The following is a 21527-nucleotide window of genomic DNA, read 5'->3' as shown; positions in this document are numbered from 1 at the left end:
ACCGCGCGCGGGGGGCGGACGGGCGGCGGGGGCGGCGGGCGGCGGCGGGTCGGTGGGGCGGCCGCCCGGGGGTGTGGGCCAGTCGGTGGAAGACGGGACGCGGCGCGCGGTGTCTTCCGGGGAAGGCCGCGTGTCTGCTGCCAGGATGCGCTGCTATGCAGCTAGTCGGACAAAAGGAAGATAAGACGCAACACGGTCACCGGTACGCGGCGGGTCCGCGCAGCCGGTTCGGGGTGGCCGTGGCCGCCCTGCTGGTCGCCGCCCTCGGGACGGCGTGCGGCTCCGCCGACTCCGGGGCCCCGGACAAGGCGGAGAAGGCCAAGGCCGAGAAGGCCGCGGGCGCGGCCGGCGCGCTCGGCGCCGCCGAGAAGGCCAAGGCGGCCCAGCAGGCGCGCGTGGTCGCCGCCAAGAAGTGGCGTCTGCTCAAGACGCCGCTGACGGCGCCCCCGGCGCCCAAGGAGAAGCCCGAGATCAGCACCCGGGACGGCTTCGAGGTCGAGGACCAGGAGGAGTACCCGCCGGTCTTCACCACCATCCCCACCGAGGACAAGGTCGTCTTCCTGACGATCGACGACGGCGCGGAGAAGGACCCCGAGTTCCTGAAGATGATGAAGGAGCTGAAGATCCCGTACACGGCGTTCCTCAGCGACTACGTCGTCAACGACAACTACCCGTACTTCAAGGAGATGCAGGCCGCCGGCGTCACCCTGAACAACCACACGCTCAACCACCGCTACATGCCGGCGCTCTCCTACGACAAGCAGCGCGAGGAGATCTGCGGGCAGCAGGACACCCTGCAGAAGGTGTTCGGCAAGCGCCCCACGCTCTTCCGGCCGCCCTACGGCAACTACAACCAGGACACCCTGCGCGCGGCGAAGTCCTGCGGCATCAAGGCCGTCCCGCTGTGGAACGCCGAGGCGTTCACCAACCGGATGGACTACCGGGAATGGGACCGCGACCTGCACCCCGGCGACATCATCCTGACCCACTTCCGGGGCAAGGAAGACTGGAAGGGCACGATGCCTGACATGATCCGTCAGGTCATGAAGACCGTCACGGACAAGGGGTACGCCGTGGCACGCCTGGAGGACTATCTGTGAAGTACGCGCGCCGGTTGGTAGCCGGAACGCTGGCGGCCGGCGCGCTCGCGCTGTCCCTGACGGGGTGCGGGGACAGCGTGGACCCGATCGAACGACTGGGCCGCAAGACCACGCAGGAGGCGCCGGAGCCCGGCTCCGGCACACCCTCGGCGGCCCCCTCGGGGACGCCGTCCGGGGCGGCCGGGACCGCCTCGGACGAGGCGTACCGCAAGTGGGGCCTGGAGGCCCCCGTCGCGTACGCGCCCAAGCCCGCCCGGAAGCCGCAGCTGCCGACGGCGGGCCCGGGCAGGGCGCCGGTGGTGGACCGAATACCCGTGGCGCCCGACGACAAGGTCGTCTTCCTGACCTTCGACGACGGCGCGGAGAAGGACCCCGAGTTCCTGGAGATGGCGGCCGACCTGAAGCTGCCGATCTCGATGTTCCTCACCGACAACGTGGCCTCCGCGGACTACGGGCACTTCGAGAAGCTCCGCGACAACGGCTCGGCAAGCACGATCAACAACCACACGCTGACGCACCCGAACCTGCGCACGCTGTCCTTCGCGGCGCAGAAACACGAGATATGCGGCCAGCAGGAACGCCTGGAGAAGCGGTTCGGGACGCGCCCGACGCTGATGCGCCCGCCCTTCGGCAACTACAACGACGACACCCTCCGGGCCGCCTCGGAGTGCGGGGTCGCGCACGTGGTCCTGTGGCGGGTCTCGATGCAGATCAACAACTTCCAGTACGCCGAGGGCTCGGCCCTCAAGCCGGGCGACATCGTCCTGGCCCACTTCCGCGGCCCGTCCGAGCTCAAGGGCGCCACGGAAACCCGGATGACGGCCCGGATGCTCCAGCGGATCCAGGAACAGGGCTACCGGATAGGGCGCCTGGAGGACTACCTGTAGGACCGCCCGCCGGAGCCGCGACCACCGGCGTGATCGTCGTCTCCACCGGGTCCCGGGCGTCCGCCTCGCGCTGCCGCTCCGCGCTGTCGCTGATGCGCAGCAGCAGGGCGATCATGATCCAGTTGGCCAGCAGCGACGAGCCGCCCTTCGCGAGGAAGGGCAGCGCCTTGCCGGTCAGCGGGATCAGCCCCGTCACGCCGCCCGCGACCACGAAGACCTGGAGGGCCAGGGCCGAGGCCAGGCCCACCGCCAGGAGCTTGCCGAACGGGTCGCGGGCACCCAGCGCCATCCGCAGCCCCCGCTGGACGAGCAGCCCGTACAGGAGCAGCACGGCCATGACCCCGGCCAGCCCGAGCTCCTCGCCCACCGTGGTGAGGATGAAGTCGCTGCGGCCGGCGAACTTGATCAGCTCCGGGTGGCCCAGGCCCAGGCCCGTACCCGAGATCCCGCCGGTCCCGAAGCTGAACAGCGCCTGCGCCGACTGGTCCGAGGTGACCCCGGCGGGCCGGTCCGCCCAGTAGTACGACAACGGCTCCAGCCAGGCCGCCACACGCGCCTTGACGTGCGGTTCCGTCGAGCCCACCACGAACGCGCCGACCGAGGCCATGAGCACGCCGCACACGATCCAGCCGGTGCGCTCGGTCGCCACGTACAGCATCACCACGAACACGCCGAAGAAGATCAGCGAGGTGCCGAGGTCGCGCTCGAAGACGAGCACCAGCATCGAGACGATCCACACCGTGACGATGGGGCCGAGCTGGCGCATCGGCGGCAGGCGCATGCCCAGGAACCTGCGGCCGGTCAGCGCGAGCGAGTCCCGGTGGACCACGAGGTAGCCCGCGAAGAAGATCGCGATCATGATCTTCACGAACTCGCCGGGCTGCAGCGAGAAGCCGAACAGGACGATCCAGCGCTTCGCGCCGTACGTGTCCGCGCCGAAGAACGCCGGAGCGATCAGCAGCACCAGCGCGACCGCCATGGTGAGGTAGATGAACCGCTGCAACAGCCGGTGGTCGCGCAGCAGCCCCACCACCAGCAGGCAGGCGGCGACCCCGACCACCGTCCACAGCAGCTGCCCCGGGGCGTTCGCGTCCGCGTTGTAGCGCTCGATGTACCCCTGGTCCAGCCGGTGCAGCAGGACCAGGCCCAGCCCGGTCAGCAGCATCGCCAGCGGGAAGACCAGCGGGTCCGCGTAGGCGGCGAAGCGGCGGATGCCGAGGTGGCCGACGAGCGAGAGCAGCGTCAGGCTGATCGCGAAACCGGCCAGGTTGGGCGGCAGCTCGCCGTTCATGGCCAGACCGGCGCTCGCGTGGCCGAAGACGGCGATGACGACGACGAAGACCAGCAGCAGCGCCTCCGTGCGGCGGCGGTGGCCCGCGGCCGTCAGGGGCCTCAGTCCACGCACGGGACACCGCCGCCGTCCTGGAGCGCGGGGCCGGACGGGACCGGTGAGGCGGGGGGTGACGACGGAGGCGACGAGGCGGGCGAGGAGGGGGGTGACGCCTCGCGCGACGGAGCCGGTGACGTGCCCGGCGCGTCGGGTGCGGAGGGAGCGGTGCCCGGCGCGCCGGCGGTCTCGGCGGCCTTGGGCCCGATCTGCTCGGCAATGAGACGCTTTGTCTTCATATCATCTACGACGTTGACCTCCCCGTCTTGGTTCCTGGCGAAGCCCTCCACGGGCAGTGTCGTGAACCGCACTTTTCCGCCGGACAGGTTCTCCGCCTGCTTCACGAACGCCAACAGGTCCCAGCCCTCGTCCGTCACCACGTCCCGCTTCGCCGCGTCGACCAGCTTCAGCGGCTTCCCCGGATCGGTGAACGTGCCCGCCGACCCCCGGGCGGCATCAGGTCCAGCAGCACGACGTCGTACGGCCCGCCGGCCAGGGCGAGGTCGAGCCCGGTGCGCCCGTCGTGGGCGACCTCGACGAGGTGCCCGTCGGCGGACCGGCCGCGCCGCAGGGACTCGGCGAGCCCCTCTTCGTCTTCGACCACCAGAATGCGCACGCCCCAAGCGTCACATACCCCCCGTTTCCCTCACCGGCCCCCTGCGGGTCCGGCGGGGTCGGGGTGCCGGGGCCCGGGGCCCGTGCGGGGGCCGGCCGGGGTCGGGCCGGGGCGGGGTCGTGCGCGAGGGTCTGCTCGGCTCGCGCGCGGAGCCGCGTCACGCACCCCGGACCCGGTTGCGCGCTCGTCCTGCGGGGACCCTCCCGCACGCCCCCGCGGACCTGCCCCCGCCCCGCCCGCACCCGAAACCGGCCGCGCCTCGCCCGGCCGCGGTCCGTCTCGCCCGGCCGGGTTGCGGGTGCCGACGCGGTGGGTCGGGCGGCGTTTCGGCCGGTGGGGGGGGCGGACGGGCGGTCCGGACGGGGCCGGGGAGGGGCTGGAACGACACCAGTGGCGGCGAGAATTGGCACTCCGCTTGACCGAGTGCTAACCGCCGGAATAGTCTCGCACCTGGCACTCGCCCCTGGTGAGTGCCAACACAGCGACAGGTAGGTCCGGCACCCGCGACGACGGATCGACCTGGTCGCCACCTCAGACAGTTAACCCCGGATCTCCGAAGGGGGAGGTCGGATCGTGACGACCGCCAGCTCCAAGGTTGCCATCAAGCCGCTCGAGGACCGCATTGTGGTCCAGCCGCTCGACGCCGAGCAGACCACGGCCTCTGGCCTGGTCATCCCGGACACCGCGAAGGAGAAGCCCCAGGAGGGCGTCGTCCTCGCGGTTGGCCCGGGCCGCTTCGAGGACGGCCAGCGTCTCCCGCTGGACGTCAGCGTCGGCGACATCGTGCTGTACAGCAAGTACGGCGGCACCGAAGTGAAGTACAGCGGCGAGGAGTACCTCGTCCTCTCGGCTCGCGACGTGCTCGCGATCGTCGAGAAGTAATTCGCTTCCAGATTTGATTTGAGCTACGCCCCTGGTCACCCAGCTGATGCCGGGCGGCGAGGGGCGTAGTTCGTTCTAGGCGGTGGAGGTCGCGGTGAGCGGCCGAGGATCGCAACGAGAGGACTGAACCGCTCCCATGCCGAAGATCCTGAAGTTCGACGAGGACGCCCGTCGCGCCCTCGAGCGCGGCGTCAACAAGCTTGCCGACACGGTCAAGGTGACGATCGGCCCCAAGGGCCGCAACGTCGTCATCGACAAGAAGTTCGGCGCCCCCACCATCACCAACGACGGTGTCACCATCGCTCGCGAGGTCGAGCTGGACGACCCGTACGAGAACCTGGGCGCGCAGCTCGTGAAGGAGGTGGCGACCAAGACCAACGACATCGCGGGCGACGGCACCACCACCGCCACCGTGCTGGCCCAGGCGCTGGTCCGCGAGGGTCTGCGCAACGTCGCCGCGGGCGCGTCCCCGGCCGCCCTGAAGAAGGGCATCGACGCCGCGGTCAAGGCCGTGTCCGAGGAGCTCCTCGCGACCGCCCGCCCGATCGAGGACAAGTCCGACATCGCCGCCGTGGCCGCGCTCTCCGCGCAGGACCAGCAGGTCGGCGAGCTCATCGCCGAGGCGATGGACAAGGTCGGCAAGGACGGTGTCATCACCGTCGAGGAGTCCAACACCTTCGGCCTGGAGCTGGAGTTCACCGAGGGCATGGCCTTCGACAAGGGCTACCTGTCGCCGTACATGGTCTCCGACCAGGAGCGTATGGAGGCCATCCTCGATGACCCGTACATCCTGATCAACCAGGGCAAGATCTCCTCGATCCAGGACCTGCTGCCGCTGCTGGAGAAGGTCATCCAGGCCGGCGCCTCCAAGCCGCTCCTGATCATCGCCGAGGACGTCGAGGGCGAGGCGCTCTCCACCCTCGTCGTCAACAAGATCCGCGGCACCTTCAACGCGGTCGCCGTCAAGGCCCCCGGCTTCGGTGACCGCCGCAAGGCCATGCTCCAGGACATCGCCACCCTCACCGGTGCGACCGTCATCGCCGAGGAGGTCGGCCTCAAGCTCGACCAGGCCGGTCTGGACGTACTGGGCACCGCCCGCCGCGTCACGATCTCCAAGGACGACACCACCATCGTCGACGGTGGCGGCAGCTCCGACGAGGTCCTCGGCCGCGTCAACCAGATCAAGGCCGAGATCGAGTCGACCGACTCGGACTGGGACCGCGAGAAGCTGCAGGAGCGCCTGGCGAAGCTCGCCGGCGGCGTCTGCGTCATCAAGGTCGGCGCCGCCACCGAGGTGGAGCTGAAGGAGAAGAAGCACCGTCTCGAGGACGCCATCTCGGCGACCCGCGCCGCGGTCGAGGAGGGCATCGTCTCCGGCGGTGGCTCCGCGCTCGTCCACGCCGTCAAGGTCCTGGACGGCAACCTCGGCCTGTCGGGCGACGAGGCCACCGGTGTCGCGGTCGTCCGCCGCGCCGCCGTCGAGCCGCTGCGCTGGATCGCCGAGAACGCCGGTCTTGAGGGGTACGTCATCACCTCGAAGGTCGCCGAGCTCGACAAGGGCCAGGGCTTCAACGCCGCCACCGGCGAGTACGGCGACCTGGTCAAGGCCGGCGTCATCGACCCGGTGAAGGTCACCCGTTCCGCGCTGGAGAACGCCGCCTCCATCGCCTCCCTGCTGCTCACGACCGAGACCCTGGTCGTCGAGAAGCCGGCGGAGGAAGAGGGCGACGCCGGTCACGGCCACGGTCACGGCCACAGCCACTGACCAGCGCTCCACGCACCACGGCGAAGCCCCGGCCCCCGCTGCCCAGCGGCGGTGACCGGGGCTTTCCCGTGTGCCCGTGCGTCCTGCCGGCCTACTGGGGGCCGTACTTGCGGCCGGTGCGCGAGGACACCCCGCCGAGGAGGCCGCGCGGGGTCAGCTTCACCACGCCCATCAGCGCCTTGTAGCGCGGGTCGGGGACCGACACGGTCCGGCCCCGGGCCAGGTCGGCGAGGGCCGCGGTCACCAGCTTGTCGGCGTCCAGCCACAGCCAGTTCGGGATGTTGTCGGTGCCCATCCCGGCCCGCTCGTGGAACTCCGTGCGGACGAAGCCGGGGCACAGGGCCATCAGCCGTACGCCCGAGCCCGCCAGGTCCTTCGCCGCGCCCTGGGTGAACTGCACGACCCAGGCCTTGCTGGCCCCGTAGGTGCCGCGCGGCAGGAAGGCCGCCACCGAGGCCACGTTGATCACGCCGCCGCGGCCGCGCGCGCGCATCGGGGCGGCGGCCGCGGAGGTCAGCCGCAGGACCGCCTCCACGTGCACCTTCAGCATGGTCAGTTCGTCGGCCATGGAGACGTCGAGGTAGCGGCCCTTGTTGCCGAAGCCCGCGTTGTTGACCAGCAGGTCCACCGGGTGCGTGCGGTCGGCCAGCCGCTGCTCCACGGCCGCGATGCCCTCCTCCGTGGCGAGGTCGGCGGCCAGGACCTCGGCCTCGATGCCGTGCCGGTCGTGCAGTTCGGTGGCCTGCTCGCCCAGCCGCTTGGTGTCGCGCGCCACCAGTACGAGGTTGTGTCCCTGGGCGGCGAGCCGGCGCGCGAAGGCGGCGCCGATGCCCGCCGTGGATCCCGTAATCAAGGCAGTCGTCATACGCGCAACCTAGCCGCCCGGGGTGACGGTTCCGTGCCCCGCGTGCTTGCGCGCGTACGCGAGGGCGGTCTCGCGCACGTCGGGTGCCAGGGCCTCGCCCGCCGCGAGGACGCGCGGCAGCAGGGTCCGGTCGGTGGTCCAGGCGCGGAAGAGGAACGCCGAGGTGACCTCGTGCTCGGGGCGGTGGGTGATCTCGATCCGGTCGCCGGGGGAGACCGGGCCCTCCCGGACCACCCGCAGGTACGCCCCCGGACGGCACTCCCGGGTGAACCGCCTGACCCAGCCGGGCTCGCCCAGCACGCCCTGGAAGGTCCGGCACGGGATGCGGGTGGAGGAGACCTCCAGGACCAGTTCGGGGCCGACCCGCCAGCGCTCGCCGAGCACCGCGCCGCTCAGGTCCACGCCGGTGGTGGTGAGGTTCTCCCCGAAGAGGCCGGGCGGCAGGGCGCGGCCCAGCTCGGCCTCCCACCAGTCGAGGTCCTCGCGCGCGTACGCGTAGACGGCCTGGTGGTCGCCGCCGTGGTGGCGCCGGTCGCAGACGGCGTCGCCCGCCAGGCCGCTGCCGCGGCCGGTGGCCTTCGGGCCGGGCGCGCTGACGCGGACCGGCCCCGGGACGGGGCGCTTGCCGATGCCGGTCATGCCGCCCTCGGCGTCGGAGCAGTCGACGGCCGTGGCGCGGCCGAGGTTCACGGAGAGGAGGTGCATGGGGCCCATGCACCACACGCTAACCGAGCCGCCCCAAAGATCTGAAGGGGTATTTCCCTCGCCGTCAAAGCGGGGCTTATGCTCGAAGGGTGATCGAGGCACGTCATCTCCGCGTCCTGCGCGCCGTCGCCGGGACCGGCTCCTTTTCCGCCGCAGCCCGCGAACTGGGCTGCACCCAGCCGGCGGTGTCCCAGCAGATGAAGGCGCTGGAGCAGTCCGCCGGCACCCCGCTGCTCATCCGCACCGGCCGCGAGATGCGGCTGACCCAGGCCGGCGAGGCGCTGGTGCGGCACGCCGCGGGCATCCTGGCCGGGCTGACCGCGGCCGAGGAGGAGGTCGCGGCCATCGCGGGGCTGCGCGCGGGCCGGGTCCGGCTGGTGTCCTTCCCCAGCGGCAGTTCCGCCCTGGTGCCCACCGCCCTCGCGGCGATGCGCGCCGCGCACCCGGGCACCCGGATCTCGCTGGTCGAGGCCGAGCCGCCGCGCTCGGTGGAGATGCTCCGGGAGGGCGACTGCGACGTGGCGCTGGCCTTCCGGTACGGCGGGGAGCGCGGGGCGCCGGGGGCCGCGGCGGAGTGGGAGGACCTCGTGGTCCGGCCGCTGCTGACGGACCGGCTCGTGGGCCTGGTGCCCGAGGGCCACCGGCTGGCCGGGGCCGAGCGGGTGGGCATGGCCGAACTGGCCGGCGAGCCGTGGATCGCGGGCTGCCCGCGCTGCCGCCGCCATCTGGTGGAGGTGTGCGAGGACGCGGGCTTCACCCCGCGCATCGACTTCGCCACCGACGACTACCCGGCGGTGGTCGGCCTGGTCGGCGCGGGACTGGGCGTGGCGGTGCTGCCGGAGCTCGCGGTGGAGTCCGTACGGGCCAAGGGCGTGAGCACGGTGGCCGTGGAGCCGGCGGTGGAGCGCGAGGTGGTCGCCCTGACCCTGCCGGACCTGGCCCGGGTGCCGGCGGTGGCCGCCACCCTGGCCGAGCTGGAGCGGGCCGGGGCGCGCTGAGGGGACGTACGGCGGGACGCGCGGCGGGACGCGCGGCGGTGCGTACGGCCGAACGGGTGGGATCCGTACCCGGGGCACGGTGTGCCCCGGGTGCGACGACGCATCGCGGAAACGTTCCTTCGGGCGTTTCGCCGGGTCCCGTCAGTGCGGAGCGGCGGGGCCGATCGTGCTGGACGCGGGGATCAGGCGGTGCCGGGCGCGGCCCATCAGCTCCTCGCGTTCGTCTTCGGTCAGGCCGCCCCACACCCCGTAGGGCTCGCGGACGGCTAGGGCGTGCGCGGCGCACTCCGAGCGCACCGGGCATCTCATGCAGACCTCTTTAGCCGAGGCCTCGCGCGCGCTCCTCGCCGCGCCCCGCTCGCCTTCCGGGTGGAAGAAGAGGGAGCTGTCGACCCCGCGGCAGGCGGCGAGCAGCTGCCAGTCCCAGAGGTCGGCGTTCGGTCCGGGGAGGCGGGAGAAATCTGCCATTGGTAGTCCTCTTGGTGCCGGTACTGAGGCGGATGGGGTCCATGTCTCCACACCTACTGTCGTAGTAGATGTAAATATGACCTATGGGGAATCTAGCCTCAGACACGTGCCAAACGGAAGGAAAGCCGCCAAATAGGGCATAGCTCCAGATGGACGACAAGCAGCTCGTGGCTCCTGTGCCGTGATCGCCACCTCACGTAGAGTGCCGAAGGTGTCCGTCCGACCCGTAACTCTTTCGAGTGACCATCGTTGAGAGTGCGAAGGCGGTTGAACCACACACGTTCTCGGACAGGCGTCCGGGGGCATCGACCGCACAGGTGACGATACGTACCAGCCTGGAGGCTCAAGGTGACGCGCATCAGCAGCTGCGGAGGGCGGTCATGACATCCGTCCTCGTCTGCGACGATTCCCCGCTTGCCCGAGAGGCGCTCCGTCGCGCGGTTGCCACCGTGCCCGGCGTCGAGCGCGTGACGACGGCCGCCAACGGCGAGGAAGTCCTCCGCCGCTGGGGTGCCGACCGCTCCGACCTGATTCTGATGGATGTACGGATGCCCGGGCTCGGCGGTGTGGAGACGGTGCGCCGGCTGCTCTCGGCCGACCCCGGCGCCCGCATCATCATGCTGACGGTCGCCGAGGACCTGGACGGCGTGGCCCTCGCGGTCGCCGCCGGCGCCCGCGGCTACCTGCACAAGGACGCCTCGCGCGCCGAACTGCGGGCCACGGTCACCCAGGCCCTCGCCGACCCGACCTGGCGACTGGCCCCGCGCCGGCTGCGCTCGGCCGAGATGGGCGCCGCGCCCACGCTCACCGCGCGTGAGATCCAGGTGCTGGAGGGCATGAGCCACGGCCGGTCGAACGCGGAGATCGGGCGCGAGCTCTTCCTCTCCGAGGACACGGTCAAGACGCACGCCCGCAGGCTGTTCAAGAAGCTGGGCGCCTCCGACCGGGCGCACGCCGTGGCCCTCGGGTTCCGCTGGGGCCTCGTGCGCTGACCCCGCCCGGGGCACGGACCGGTCCGCCGCGGCGGACCGCCCCGTACGGTCCCGTCCGTCGTCGGCGGACGGGGCATTGTGCCGGGTGGCGGCGGCGTCGCGCCCGGCCCGGCAGGCGCCGCGCGGAGCGGGCGCCGACCCGGCCCGGCGGGCGCCGGGCCCCCGCCGTCGTACCCGGAACGCACCCGGGGATTGGCGGGGCTCGATCCGGGGGACGTGTCGCTTCGTGCGCGATGCCGCATCCTTGAGGGTGTGCCGCATTCTTGGAGATGTGGAGCCCCCGTCCTCGGGGGCGATTCGGCCGAGCGGGAGGGGAGGCGCAGAGCATGGGTTCCGGCGCACCCGCTCATAACGCTTCGATGCACAACGCGTGCCACGGTGCCACGGATTCTCCGGCGCCAAGGCACCATGGATCGATGCGCGACGACGAGGCCCAGGGGTCACCCGCGGCCACAGGTTCCACCGGCGCCGCCAAGGGCGGGAGCGCCGGGGCCGTCAGCGCGCTCGTGCGCCGTGCCGTCGAGGGCGACGAACAGGCCACGCACGATCTGCTCGCCTTCGTGCACCCCCTCGCGATCCGCTACTGCCGCACCCGGCTGTCCCGGCTCCCGGGTGACGCTCGTCACTTCGTCGAGGACCTGGCGCAGGAGGTCTGCGTCGCGGTCCTGATGGCACTGCCCCGCTACCGGGACACCGGCCGGCCCTTCGAGGCCTTCGTCTTCGCCATCGCCGCGCACAAGGTCGCGGACCTCCAGCGGGCCGCCATGCGGCACCCGGGGAGCACGGCCGTGCCGTCCGACGAGATGCCGGAGCGGCCCGACGACTCGCTGGGCCCCGAGGAGCGCGCGCTGCTCAGCAGCGATGCCGCCTGGGCCAAGAAGCTGCTGGCCAACCTGCCGGAGAATCAGCGGGAGCTCCTCGTCCTGCGGGTGGCCGTCGGGCTGACCGCGGAGGAGACCGGACAGATGCTCGGGATGTCGCCGGGAGCGGTGCGGGTGGCACAGCACCGGGCGCTGAGCAGGCTGCGGGCCCTCGCCGAGCAGTGACGCGGCCGGGCCCGGGCGTCGGCGCCGTCTGGTAGGAAGTGACGAAACTTCCGCGCGCTCTTGGTCGTGGAATGAGACGCGGCGGTATCCCGTTAGCATGGACATCCGCGCTGAGCAAGACCATTTGGGAAGGTGTCATGACCGCCGACGGAGTGCCCGACAAATTCGCCACGCTCGGACTGACCTACGACGACGTCCTGCTGCTGCCGGGCGCGTCGGACATGTCGCCTGACGCGATCGACACCTCCTCCCTGATCTCGCGCAACGTCCGCGTGAACGTTCCGCTGCTGTCCGCCGCCATGGACAAGGTGACCGAGGCCCGCATGGCGATCGCGATGGCCCGTCAGGGCGGCGTGGGCGTGCTGCACCGCAACCTGTCGATCGCCGATCAGGCCAACCAGGTCGACCTGGTGAAGCGCTCCGAGTCCGGCATGGTCACCGACCCGATCACCGTGCACCCGGACGCCACGTTGGGCGAGGCCGACCAGCTCTGCGCGAAGTTCCGCATCTCCGGCGTGCCGGTGACCGACCCCGCGGGCAAGCTCCTGGGCATCGTCACCAACCGCGACATGGCCTTCGAGTCCGACCGCAGCCGCCAGGTGCGCGAGGTCATGACCCCGATGCCGCTGGTCACGGGCAAGGTGGGCATCTCGGGCGTGGACGCCATGGAGCTGCTGCGCCGCCACAAGATCGAGAAGCTTCCGCTGGTCGACGACGCGGGCATCCTCAAGGGCCTCATCACGGTCAAGGACTTCGTCAAGGCCGAGAAGTACCCGAACGCCGCCAAGGACAAGGACGGCCGGCTGCTGGTCGGCGCGGCCGTCGGTGTCGCGGGCGACGCGTACGAGCGGGCCCAGGCGCTGATCGAGGCGGGCGCCGACTTCATCGTCGTCGACACCGCCCACGGCCACTCCCGCCTCGTCGGCGACATGGTCGCGAAGATCAAGTCGAACGCGGCCGTGGACGTCATCGGCGGCAACGTCGCCACCCGCGACGGCGCCCAGGCGCTGATCGACGCCGGCTGCGACGGCATCAAGGTCGGTGTCGGCCCCGGCTCCATCTGCACGACCCGCGTGGTCGCCGGCATCGGCGTCCCGCAGGTCACCGCGATCTACGAGGCCGCCCTCGCGGCCAAGGCCGCGGGCGTCCCGGTGATCGGCGACGGCGGCCTGCAGTACTCCGGCGACATCGCCAAGGCCCTCGTCGCGGGCGCCGACACGGTGATGCTCGGCTCGCTGCTCGCGGGCTGCGAGGAGTCCCCGGGCGAGCTGCTCTTCATCAACGGCAAGCAGTTCAAGTCGTACCGCGGCATGGGTTCGCTCGGCGCTATGCAGTCCCGCGGCGACCAGCGCTCCTTCTCCAAGGACCGCTACTTCCAGGAGGGCGTGGGCGGCGACGACAAGCTCATCCCCGAGGGCATCGAGGGCCAGGTGCCCTACCGCGGTCCGCTCTCCGCGGTCGTCCACCAGCTGGTCGGCGGTCTGCGGCAGTCGATGTTCTACGTCGGCGGCCGTACGGTTCCCGAGCTCCAGGACCGGGGCCGCTTCGTCCGGATCACCTCGGCGGGGCTCAAGGAGAGCCACCCGCACGACATCCAGATGACGGTCGAAGCACCGAACTACAGCCGCAAGGGCTGACGGCGCGAGCGAAGGGGCGGGCCCGGAGAACCATCCGGGCCCGCCCCTTCGCCGTGCCACCGGTCCGCGCGCACCGGGCGTGCGGACCGTACGTCCGTACAGCGGGCACCGAAACGCAGTCCTCCGCCGGTCGGGGATACTGGACGGGCAGACCCAGAGGAAAGGCCACCACACGTGACTGAGATCGAGATCGGGCGCGGCAAGCGCGGCCGCAGGGCGTACGCGTTCGACGACATCGCCATCGTCCCGAGCCGGCGTACCCGGGATCCGAAGGAGGTCTCGATCGCCTGGCAGATCGACGCGTACCGCTTCGAGCTCCCCTTCCTGGCCGCCCCCATGGACTCGGTCGTCTCCCCGCAGACGGCGATCCGCATCGGCGAGCTCGGCGGCCTCGGCGTGCTGAACCTCGAAGGCCTGTGGACCCGGTACGAGGACCCGCAGCCGCTGCTCGACGAGATCGCGGAGCTGGACGGGGCGACCGCCACGCGCCGTCTCCAGGAGATCTACGAGGCCCCGATCCAGGCGGACCTGATCCGCCGACGGATCAAGGAGGTGCGCGACTCCGGCGTCGTCACCGCCGCCGCGCTGTCCCCGCAGCGCACCGCGGAGTTCTCCAAGGCCGTGGTCGACGCGGGCGTGGACATCTTCGTGATCCGCGGCACCACCGTCTCGGCGGAGCACGTGTCGGGCGCGGCCGAGCCGCTGAACCTGAAGCAGTTCATCTACGAGCTCGACGTCCCGGTCATCGTGGGCGGCTGCGCCACCTACACGGCGGCCCTGCACCTGATGCGGACCGGCGCCGCGGGCGTCCTGGTCGGCTTCGGCGGCGGTGCGGCGCACACGACGCGCAACGTGCTCGGCATCCAGGTCCCGATGGCGACCGCCGTCGCGGACGTGGCCGCGGCCCGCCGCGACTACATGGACGAGTCCGGCGGCCGCTACGTGCACGTGATCGCCGACGGCGGCGTGGGCTGGTCGGGCGACATCCCGAAGGCCGTGGCCTGCGGTGCGGACGCCGTGATGATCGGTTCCCCGCTGGCCCGTGCCACCGACGCGCCCGGCAAGGGCAACCACTGGGGCATGGAGGCCGTCCACGAGGACGTGCCGCGCGGCAAGAAGGTCGACCTGGGCACCGTGGGCACCACCGAGGAGATCCTCACCGGTCCCTCGCACAGCCCGGACGGATCGATGAACATCTTCGGCGCGCTGCGCCGTTCGATGGCGACCACGGGCTACAGCGAGCTCAAGGAGTTCCAGCGGGTCGAGGTCACGATCGCGGACTCGCAGCACAGCCGCTGACCGGGAGCCGCGGGCCGTTTCCCGTACGCATGCCGGAGGGCCGGCACCCCACGGGGGTGCCGGCCCTCCGGCAGGTGCGGAGCGGGGGTCAGTCGCCGACCTTCTTGGCGGCGCCGAAGGCCACGAAGCCGCCGATGGCGAGGAAGAGGTAGTCCATGACCTCGGACGCCTCCTTCCAGATGTCGTTCAGGCCGCCGATGCCCGGGTCGCTCAAGACGTCGGCGAGAGCGATGTGGGCGACGTCGGAGAGCGCGAGCGCGATGAAGAACAGCTGGCCGAGGTAGACGGCGGCGACCGAGAGAACGACGCTGACCACGGGGAGGACCGGGTTCCGGCCGCCGACCTTGCCGGCCGCGAGGCCGACGAGGAGTCCGACGCCGACCGCGGCGTAGCCGACCTGGCGGTCGATGGCGTTCATGATCGCGCCGTAGGCGCCGGCCGCGACCAGGGCCGCCACGACGGCGGCGGCGATGCCGAGGCCGATGTTGCCGCCGCGGGCCGGGGCCGGGGCGGGGGCCGAGTACGGAGCCGGGGCCGGGTACGGGGCCGGGGCCGGGGTGGCGGAGTCGGGTGCGGGCGGCTGGACGTTCTGAGCCATGGGAAATCCCCCCCCAGGGATTCGGGCGCACGGGTGCCCGTAGGCCATAAGTGCGAGATAAGTGACGCCGCAGGCTAACACCCGTCCCGGACATCCGCCGGGGGGATCGCGGCGGCTCAGAGGCGGTGGGCGGCCCCCGCCGGGCTGGCGCCCCGGGTGTCCAGGAGCAGCTGGGCCTTGACCGCGAGTCCTTGCAGGTCGTAGGTGCGGTGCTGCTGGAGCAGGATGGTCAGGTCGGCGTTGGCGGCGGCCTCGTAGAGGGACTCCGCGCGCGGCACCGGCTGGTCGCGGACGCGCCAGCCCGCGATGTACGGGTCGTGGTAGCTGATCAGCGCGCCCAGGTCGAGGAGGCGGCTGGCGATCTCGCCGGCCGGTGAGCCCTCCTGGTCGGCCAGGTCCGGCTTGTACGTGACGCCCAGGAGCAGGACGCGGGCGCCGCGGGCCGACTTCCCGTGCTCGTTCAGCAGGGTGGCGGAGCGCTGGATGACGTACTGGGGCATCCGGTTGTTGATCTCCTGCGCCAGGCCGATCATGCGCAGGGGGTGGCCGGGGGTGCGGGTGGTGTGCGGGAGGTAGTTGGGGTCCAGCGGGACGCCGTGGCCGCCGACGCCGGGGCCCGGGCGGAAGGCCTGGAAGCCGTAGGGCTTGGTCTCGGCGCAGCGGATGACGTCCCAGAGGTCGACGCCGAGGTCGTGGCAGAGCACCGCCATCTCGTTCATGAGGGCGATGTTGACCTGCCGGTAGTTGGTCTCCAGGAGCTGCACGGTCTCGGCCTCGCGCAGGCCGCGGGCGCGGACCACCTTCTCGGTGAGGCGGGCGTAGAAGGCGTGCGCGGACTCGGTGCAGGCGGGGGTGAGGCCGCCGATGACCTTGGGGGTGTTGGAGATGCCGTGGGTGCGGTTGCCCGGGTCGAGCCGGCTGGGGGAGTAGGCCAGGTGGAAGTCCCGGCCCGCCCGCAGGCCGGAGCCCTCTTCGAGGATCGGGCGGAGGTAGTCCTCGGTGACGCCGGGGTGCACGGCGGATTCGAGGATCACGGTGGTGTGGGCGCGCAGCCGGGCGGCGAGGGCGCGGCCGGCCTCGCCGACCGCGGAGAGGTCGAGTGCACGATCGGCGCCGAGCTGGGTAGGGGCGCAGATGACGGCGGTGCGGACCCGGCCGAGTTCGGCCGGGTTGGTGGTGATCCGGAAGCCGGCCGCCGACATGCGGCGGATCTCGGCTGCGGTGAGGGTGGAGTCCGTGACCGGACCGCTGTCGTAGCCGACCGTCTCGATCCCGGCGGCGACGGCCGCCTGGGCGAGGGGGAGGCCGAGATGGCCGAGTCCGATGACGGCGAGATCTGCGGGCATGGGGGTGCCGTCCCTTCCCTGACATGAGGGGGATGCGCGCGCAAGCCCTGTGGACAGGAGGAGACCGGAAGGAGCTGGCGCAATGTCAGACTAGGCGTATATATGACAGATATGTCGCATTCTGGAGCGGTGGCCGTCTGTGTGTTGTCCACAGGCGGTGGCCGATGCGGGCGGGGACGGTCAGAATCATGAACGGGTGGTGTGAGCTGGATCACCCGTACGACGCGGGAGAGGCCCGCAGTAACGGGAGGCAGCCGTGAGGACAGCGACACTGGGGCCGGCGGAGCGCGCCGAGGCCCTCGCGCGGATGGCGGAGCGGGAGCTCGACGTGCTGGTGGTGGGCGCGGGCGTGGTGGGCGCGGGGACCGCGCTCGACGCGGTGACCCGTGGGCTCTCGACCGGGTTGGTGGAGGCACGGGACTGGGCGTCCGGCACCTCCAGCCGGTCCAGCAAGCTCGTCCACGGCGGACTGCGGTACCTGGAGATGCTCGACTTCGCCCTCGTCCGGGAGGCGCTGAAGGAGCGCGGCCTGCTGCTGGAGCGGCTGGCCCCGCACCTGGTGAAGCCGGTGCCGTTCCTCTACCCGTTGCAGCACAAGGGCTGGGAGCGGCTGTACGCCGGCTCGGGCGTGGCGCTCTACGATGCGATGTCGATCTCCAGCGGGCACGGCCGGGGCCTGCCCGTGCACCGCCACCTCTCGCGCAAGCGGGCCCTGCGGGTGGCGCCCGCACTGCGCAAGGACGCCCTGGTGGGCGCGCTGCAGTACTACGACGCCCAGATGGACGACGCGCGGTACGTGGCCACCCTGGTGCGCACGGCCGCGGCGTACGGGGCGCACTGCGCCAACCGTGCGAGGGTGGTCGGCTTCCTGCGCGAGGGCGAACGGGTGGTCGGCGCGCGCGTGCAGGACGTCGAGGGCGGCGGGGAGTACGAGATCCGCGCGAAGCAGGTGGTCAACGCGACGGGCGTGTGGACGGACGACACCCAGGCCCTGATCGGAGAGCGCGGGCAGTTCCACGTCCGGGCGTCGAAGGGCATCCACCTGGTCGTGCCGAAGGACCGCATCCATTCGAGCACCGGGCTGATCCTGCGGACCGAGAAGTCGGTGCTGTTCGTCATCCCGTGGGGCCGGCACTGGATCGTGGGCACCACGGACACCGACTGGGACCTGGACAAGGCGCACCCGGCGGCGTCGAGCGCGGACATCGACTACCTGCTGGAGCACGTGAACTCGGTGCTGTCCGTGCCGCTGACCCGCGACGACGTGCAGGGCGTGTACGCGGGGCTGCGGCCGCTGCTGGCCGGCGAGTCGGACGCGACGAGCAAGCTCTCGCGGGAGCACACGGTCGCCCACCCGGTGCCGGGGCTGGTGGTCGTCGCGGGCGGCAAGTACACGACGTACCGGGTGATGGCCAAGGACGCCGTCGACGAGGCGGTGCACGGGCTGGACCAGCGGGTCGCGCAGTGCGTGACGGAGGACGTGCCGCTGGTGGGCGCGGAGGGGTACCGGGCGCTGTGGAACGGGCGGGCCCGGATCGCCGCCCGGACGGGGCTGCACGTGGTGCGGGTGGAGCACCTGCTGAACCGCTTCGGGTCCCTGACGGAGGAACTGCTGGACCTGATCGCCGGCGACCCGGGGCTGGGCGAGCCGGTGACCGGCGCCGAGGACTACCTGCGCGCCGAGATCGTCTACGCCGCCTCGCACGAGGGGGCGCGGCACCTGGACGACGTCCTGACGCGGCGGACGCGCATCTCGATCGAGACCTTCGACCGGGGCACGCGGTCGGCGCGCGAGTGCGCGGAGCTGATGGCGCCGGTGCTGGGGTGGGACGAACAGCAGATCGAGAAGGAAGTGGAGCACTACGAGAAGCGGGTGCAGGCGGAGCGGGAGTCGCAGCGCCAGCCGGACGACCAGACGGCGGACGCCGCCCGGCTGGGGGCGCCCGACATCGTTCCGTTGTAACTCCGCTATCCGGAAGGGGGAACCGCGGACCCGGGGGGTCCGTCCGTTGCGGAGTGAGGAACAATGAGGGGCCTGCCGGGGCGGGTTACCGCGGACCCCGGCCGCTGCCGGGCCAGCCGGCGCCGCCGGCGCTGCCTGAGCCGCCGGCGCTGCTGGGGCGGGCGGCACGATCGCAGAGGGGACGCATGTCGAAGCCGGAGCACACCGACGGGGCGCTTGCCGGGTCGCCTGCGGCGAAGCCCGTGGTGGAGGATGCCGTGACGCCTGCGGCGCAGCACGACGACGGAGCTTCGGCCGACGCGGCGAACGCCGCGGGTGACGGGGGAACTGACGCGGGGTCGGGCGCGGAGCGCGCCGCCGACCCGGCCGGGCCCGAGGCCGCGGCCGGCGCCGACGAGGTGACCGCGTCCGAGGACGCCGCCGCCGCACCCGGGCCGAAGCCGGCCGCGCAGGTGCGGTCCGGGGCCGCGGGCCAGCCGCCGGCGGAGCACGCGCCCGAGGACGGGGCGACGGTGAAGCACCCGCCGGAGACGGGCGAGCCGCAGGCGGAAGAGCCCGTGGAGAAGCCCCCGGCCAAGGGCGCGCCCGAGGACGGGGCGACGGCGCGAGAGGCGTCAGGCGGGAAGGCTGCGGCCAAGGACGTGCCCGAGGATGCGGTGCCGGGGCGGGGCGTGTCGGGTGGGAAGGCTCCGGTGAAGGACGTGTCCGGGGGCGGGTCTTCCGGGAAGGGCGCTGCCGCGGGGGCGAAGGGGCTGACGAAGGAGATACCGGCCGTGGCGCAGGCCGGGGCGGAAGGGGCCGCGGGCGCGGCGCCGGTCGAGGACGCGCCGCCCGCGGGGGCGAGGCCCGGGAGCGAGCCGGGCGCCGGCCGGGCGTCGGGCAAGGACGCCCCCGGGGCGGCCAGGGCCCGGTCCGCGAAGGAGGCGGTCGGCGGGTCGAAGCCCGCCGGCAAGGGCCCGGCGGCGCCCGAGGACGCCAAGCCCGCCGACGAGGGGCGGCTGCTCGCCGGCCGCTACCGGCTGGGCGAGGTGCTCGGCAAGGGCGGCATGGGCACCGTCTGGCGCGCCGAGGACGAGACCCTGGGACGGACCGTCGCCGTCAAGGAACTCCGCTTCAGCACCGGGGTCGACGAGGACGAGAAGCGCCGGCTGATCACCCGTACCCTCCGCGAGGCCAAGGCCATCGCCCGGATCCGCAGCGGCGGCGCCGTCACGGTCTACGACGTGGTGGACGAGGACGCCCGCCCGTGGATCGTCATGGAGCTCATCGAGGGCCCCTCCCTCGCCGAGTTCGTCCGCGAGAACGGCCCGCTGACGCCCCGTCGCGCCGCCGAGGTCGGACTGGCCGTCCTCGACGTGCTCCGGGCCGCGCACGGCCAGGGCATCCTGCACCGGGACGTGAAGCCGTCCAACGTGCTCATCGCCGGCAACGGCCGCGTGGTCCTCACCGACTTCGGCATCGCGCAGGTCGAGGGCGACCCCTCCGTCACCTCCACCGGCATGCTCGTCGGCGCCCCCTCGTACATCTCCCCGGAGCGGGCCCGCGGCCAGAAGCCCGGGCCGCCCGCCGACATGTGGTCCCTCGGCGGTCTGCTGTACGCGTCGGTCGAGGGAGTGCCCCCGTACGACAAGGGTTCGGCGCTCGCCACCCTCACCGCGGTCATGACCGAGCCGGTCGATCCGCCGGGGAACGCGGGACCGCTCACCGATGTGATCTACGGCCTGCTCGCCAAGGACCCGGCCCAGCGGCTCGACGACGTCCGCGCGCGGGCGATGCTCACCGCGGTGATCGACGCCCCCGAGCCGCCGCCGGCCCCCGCGGCCGCGCCGACCGCAGAGCAGACCCGGCAGATCTCGCTGGCCGATGCCAAGGAAGCCGCTGAGAAGGCCGCGGCCGAGAAGGCGGAGAAGACCGCCGAGAAGGCGGCGAAGAAGGAGCGCGAGCGGCGCGAGCGCGAGCAGCGCGAACGGGCCCGCGCAGCGCTGAAGTCGGCCCGCAAGGCGGCGGCCGTCGCGGCGGCCGCGGCCACGGCCGCCGAGGCACCGGCGAAGGCCCCTGAGTCGAAGCCGAAGCCGTCGCCCGTCGCGGCTCCGCTCACCGACGTCATGCAGCGCCGCACCATCGTGCTCGCGATCGTCGCCGTGGTCGTCGTGCTCGCGGCGATCGGCTCCCTGATCGCCTTCCTGGTCGGCGGCGACGACAAGGGCGGCCGTACGGACGAGGGCAAGGGCGCCGGCAAGCCGACCCCGGCCGCGTCCGGCGGCCAGAGCCCCGGCGGAAGCCCGCAGGGGACTCCGCAGGGGACGGCCGAGTCGCCCGCGCAGCCCCCGTCCGGAACGGGGCAGCAGGGCGGCGCCGGCCAGCAGACGCCCGGCGCCGACGGCGGCCAGGGACAGGGACAGACCCAGGGACAGGGCCAAGGCCAGGGCAGCGACCCGGGCGCCGGGGGCGGGGCCCTGCCCGCGGGCTACGCACTGGTGAGCAACCCGGGGTTCCACTTCACCATGGCGATGCCCGAGGGCTTCAAGCAGACGGCAACGGCGGGGGAGAACTCCGGCGGGATATACAGCCGTGACGGCGGCTTCCCGCGCATCCAGGTGGACCACACCGGCAGTCCCGGCAACAACGCCAAGGCCGCCTGGCTCGCCTCGGTCGCGGGCACCGCGGCCAGCAGCACGAACTACCGGACCATCCGGGTCGACACGGTGGATTACCGCGGCTACCCGACCGTCGCGGACTGGGAGTTCGAGCGGGAGCAGAAGGGCGTCAAGGTCAGGGTGCTCAACCGCGGCTTCAAGCTGGACGACGCACACGGCTACGCGATCATGATCAGCTGCGCGGCCGACCAGTGGGACGGCGCCGAGTGCACGCAGATGCGCACCACGGCCTTCGAGACGTTCCAGCCGCTGGGCTGACCCCGGGACGCGGGCGCCCTGCGCGTCGTATCGTGTCAGCGGGGCCACGAGGGACCTG

The 21527-nt window shown here is 72.4% G+C and carries 19 protein-coding genes; 11 read left to right on the top strand and 8 right to left on the bottom strand.

The features are described from left to right. Positions 1-233: 233 nt before the first annotated feature. The gene (locus CP968_RS13645; protein ID WP_229886035.1) at positions 234-1100 is read left to right on the top strand and encodes a polysaccharide deacetylase family protein; all 867 of its coding nucleotides are present in this window, start codon (positions 234-236) and stop codon (positions 1098-1100) included. After that, entirely contained in the window at positions 1097-1987 is an 891-nt protein-coding gene (locus CP968_RS13640; RefSeq protein ID WP_229885997.1) for a polysaccharide deacetylase family protein, read from the top strand. Before CP968_RS13645 ends, CP968_RS13640 begins: the two co-directional genes overlap by 4 nt. On the opposite strand, the gene CP968_RS13635 is transcribed toward CP968_RS13640, so the two are convergent. Genes CP968_RS13635 through CP968_RS13625 form a run of 3 tightly spaced genes read right to left on the bottom strand, consistent with a single transcriptional unit; the run spans position 1893 to position 3990 of the window. After that, complete coding sequence (locus CP968_RS13635; RefSeq protein ID WP_229885996.1) at positions 1893-3392, bottom strand: FtsW/RodA/SpoVE family cell cycle protein; 1500 nt, start codon at positions 3390-3392, stop codon at positions 1893-1895. The genes CP968_RS13640 and CP968_RS13635 overlap by 95 nt on opposite strands. Then, entirely contained in the window at positions 3380-3754 is a 375-nt protein-coding gene (locus tag CP968_RS13630; RefSeq protein WP_150518286.1) for an LCP family protein, read from the bottom strand. Before CP968_RS13630 ends, CP968_RS13635 begins: the two co-directional genes overlap by 13 nt. Before the next feature lie 26 nt (positions 3755-3780). Continuing rightward, entirely contained in the window at positions 3781-3990 is a 210-nt protein-coding gene (locus CP968_RS13625; protein ID WP_150518285.1) for a response regulator, read from the bottom strand. Between the two features lie 573 nt (positions 3991-4563). Between CP968_RS13625 and groES the strand changes: the two genes are divergently transcribed. Continuing rightward, positions 4564-4872, top strand: a complete 309-nt coding sequence (gene groES, locus CP968_RS13620; RefSeq protein WP_030230757.1) for a co-chaperone GroES — start codon at positions 4564-4566, stop codon at positions 4870-4872. Between the two features lie 136 nt (positions 4873-5008). Further along, positions 5009-6637: a chaperonin GroEL gene (gene groL, locus CP968_RS13615; protein ID WP_150518284.1), complete on the top strand. Its 1629-nt coding sequence runs from the start codon at positions 5009-5011 to the stop codon at positions 6635-6637. 91 nt (positions 6638-6728) lie between these two features. Here groL and CP968_RS13610 read toward each other — a convergent pair whose 3' ends face one another. Both CP968_RS13610 and CP968_RS13605 read right to left on the bottom strand, forming a co-directional pair. After that, positions 6729-7502 (bottom strand): SDR family NAD(P)-dependent oxidoreductase, encoded by a 774-nt coding sequence (locus tag CP968_RS13610; RefSeq protein ID WP_150518283.1) that lies wholly within the window; start codon positions 7500-7502, stop codon positions 6729-6731. A 9-nt stretch (positions 7503-7511) separates the two neighbouring features. Continuing rightward, the gene (locus tag CP968_RS13605; protein WP_150521905.1) at positions 7512-8207 is read right to left on the bottom strand and encodes an MOSC domain-containing protein; all 696 of its coding nucleotides are present in this window, start codon (positions 8205-8207) and stop codon (positions 7512-7514) included. 89 nt (positions 8208-8296) lie between these two features. Between CP968_RS13605 and CP968_RS13600 the strand changes: the two genes are divergently transcribed. Further along, the gene (locus tag CP968_RS13600) at positions 8297-9205 is read left to right on the top strand and encodes a LysR family transcriptional regulator (RefSeq protein WP_150518282.1); all 909 of its coding nucleotides are present in this window, start codon (positions 8297-8299) and stop codon (positions 9203-9205) included. A gap of 141 nt (positions 9206-9346) precedes the next feature. Here CP968_RS13600 and CP968_RS13595 read toward each other — a convergent pair whose 3' ends face one another. Further along, on the bottom strand, positions 9347-9673 hold the full coding sequence (locus tag CP968_RS13595) for a WhiB family transcriptional regulator (RefSeq protein ID WP_150518281.1): 327 nt from the start codon (positions 9671-9673) through the stop codon (positions 9347-9349). 380 nt (positions 9674-10053) lie between these two features. Between CP968_RS13595 and CP968_RS13590 the strand changes: the two genes are divergently transcribed. The 4 genes from CP968_RS13590 to CP968_RS13575 all read left to right on the top strand — a co-directional run bounded on the left by CP968_RS13590 (position 10054) and on the right by CP968_RS13575 (position 14647). After that, positions 10054-10665, top strand: coding sequence for a response regulator transcription factor (locus tag CP968_RS13590; protein ID WP_003948568.1), 612 nt, complete (start codon positions 10054-10056; stop codon positions 10663-10665). A gap of 416 nt (positions 10666-11081) precedes the next feature. Beyond that, positions 11082-11711 carry a sigma-70 family RNA polymerase sigma factor gene (locus tag CP968_RS13585; RefSeq protein ID WP_150518280.1) on the top strand — a complete coding sequence of 210 codons (630 nt, stop codon included), beginning with the start codon at positions 11082-11084 and terminating at the stop codon, positions 11709-11711. A 137-nt stretch (positions 11712-11848) separates the two neighbouring features. Then, positions 11849-13348: an IMP dehydrogenase gene (gene guaB, locus CP968_RS13580; RefSeq protein WP_150518279.1), complete on the top strand. Its 1500-nt coding sequence runs from the start codon at positions 11849-11851 to the stop codon at positions 13346-13348. 174 nt (positions 13349-13522) lie between these two features. Beyond that, positions 13523-14647: a GuaB3 family IMP dehydrogenase-related protein gene (locus CP968_RS13575; RefSeq protein WP_150518278.1), complete on the top strand. Its 1125-nt coding sequence runs from the start codon at positions 13523-13525 to the stop codon at positions 14645-14647. 88 nt (positions 14648-14735) lie between these two features. On the opposite strand, the gene CP968_RS34070 is transcribed toward CP968_RS13575, so the two are convergent. Both CP968_RS34070 and CP968_RS13565 read right to left on the bottom strand, forming a co-directional pair. Further along, positions 14736-15245: a hypothetical protein gene (locus tag CP968_RS34070; protein WP_167536803.1), complete on the bottom strand. Its 510-nt coding sequence runs from the start codon at positions 15243-15245 to the stop codon at positions 14736-14738. 116 nt (positions 15246-15361) lie between these two features. Then, complete coding sequence (locus tag CP968_RS13565; protein WP_150518276.1) at positions 15362-16591, bottom strand: nucleotide sugar dehydrogenase; 1230 nt, start codon at positions 16589-16591, stop codon at positions 15362-15364. 256 nt (positions 16592-16847) lie between these two features. On the opposite strand from CP968_RS13565, the gene CP968_RS13560 reads away from it, so the two are divergent. Beyond that, entirely contained in the window at positions 16848-18554 is a 1707-nt protein-coding gene (locus CP968_RS13560) for a glycerol-3-phosphate dehydrogenase/oxidase (RefSeq protein WP_150518275.1), read from the top strand. A 257-nt stretch (positions 18555-18811) separates the two neighbouring features. Next, positions 18812-21469 carry a protein kinase domain-containing protein gene (locus tag CP968_RS13555; RefSeq protein WP_373304001.1) on the top strand — a complete coding sequence of 886 codons (2658 nt, stop codon included), beginning with the start codon at positions 18812-18814 and terminating at the stop codon, positions 21467-21469. The last annotated feature ends 58 nt before the right edge of the window (positions 21470-21527 follow it).

This window comes from Streptomyces subrutilus (assembly GCF_008704535.1).
In the GTDB taxonomy this organism is placed as follows: domain Bacteria; phylum Actinomycetota; class Actinomycetes; order Streptomycetales; family Streptomycetaceae; genus Streptomyces; species Streptomyces subrutilus.
The sequence above is the reverse complement of the archived record's forward strand: the minus strand, read 5'-3'. Positions and strand labels throughout refer to the sequence as shown.

Excerpts from the sequence above, each read along its gene's own strand:
- groL (WP_150518284.1), top strand. The coding sequence starts at position 5,009 with ATGCCGAAGATCCTGAAGTTCGACGAGGACGCCCGTCGCGCCCTCGAG.
- CP968_RS13610 (WP_150518283.1), bottom strand. The coding sequence starts at position 7,502 with ATGACGACTGCCTTGATTACGGGATCCACGGCGGGCATCGGCGCCGCC.
- CP968_RS13605 (WP_150521905.1), bottom strand. The coding sequence starts at position 8,207 with ATGCACCTCCTCTCCGTGAACCTCGGCCGCGCCACGGCCGTCGACTGC.
- CP968_RS13595 (WP_150518281.1), bottom strand. The coding sequence starts at position 9,673 with ATGGCAGATTTCTCCCGCCTCCCCGGACCGAACGCCGACCTCTGGGAC.
- CP968_RS13590 (WP_003948568.1), top strand. The coding sequence starts at position 10,054 with ATGACATCCGTCCTCGTCTGCGACGATTCCCCGCTTGCCCGAGAGGCG.
- CP968_RS13585 (WP_150518280.1), top strand. The coding sequence starts at position 11,082 with ATGCGCGACGACGAGGCCCAGGGGTCACCCGCGGCCACAGGTTCCACC.
- guaB (WP_150518279.1), top strand. The coding sequence starts at position 11,849 with ATGACCGCCGACGGAGTGCCCGACAAATTCGCCACGCTCGGACTGACC.
- CP968_RS34070 (WP_167536803.1), bottom strand. The coding sequence starts at position 15,245 with ATGGCTCAGAACGTCCAGCCGCCCGCACCCGACTCCGCCACCCCGGCC.
- CP968_RS13565 (WP_150518276.1), bottom strand. The coding sequence starts at position 16,591 with ATGCCCGCAGATCTCGCCGTCATCGGACTCGGCCATCTCGGCCTCCCC.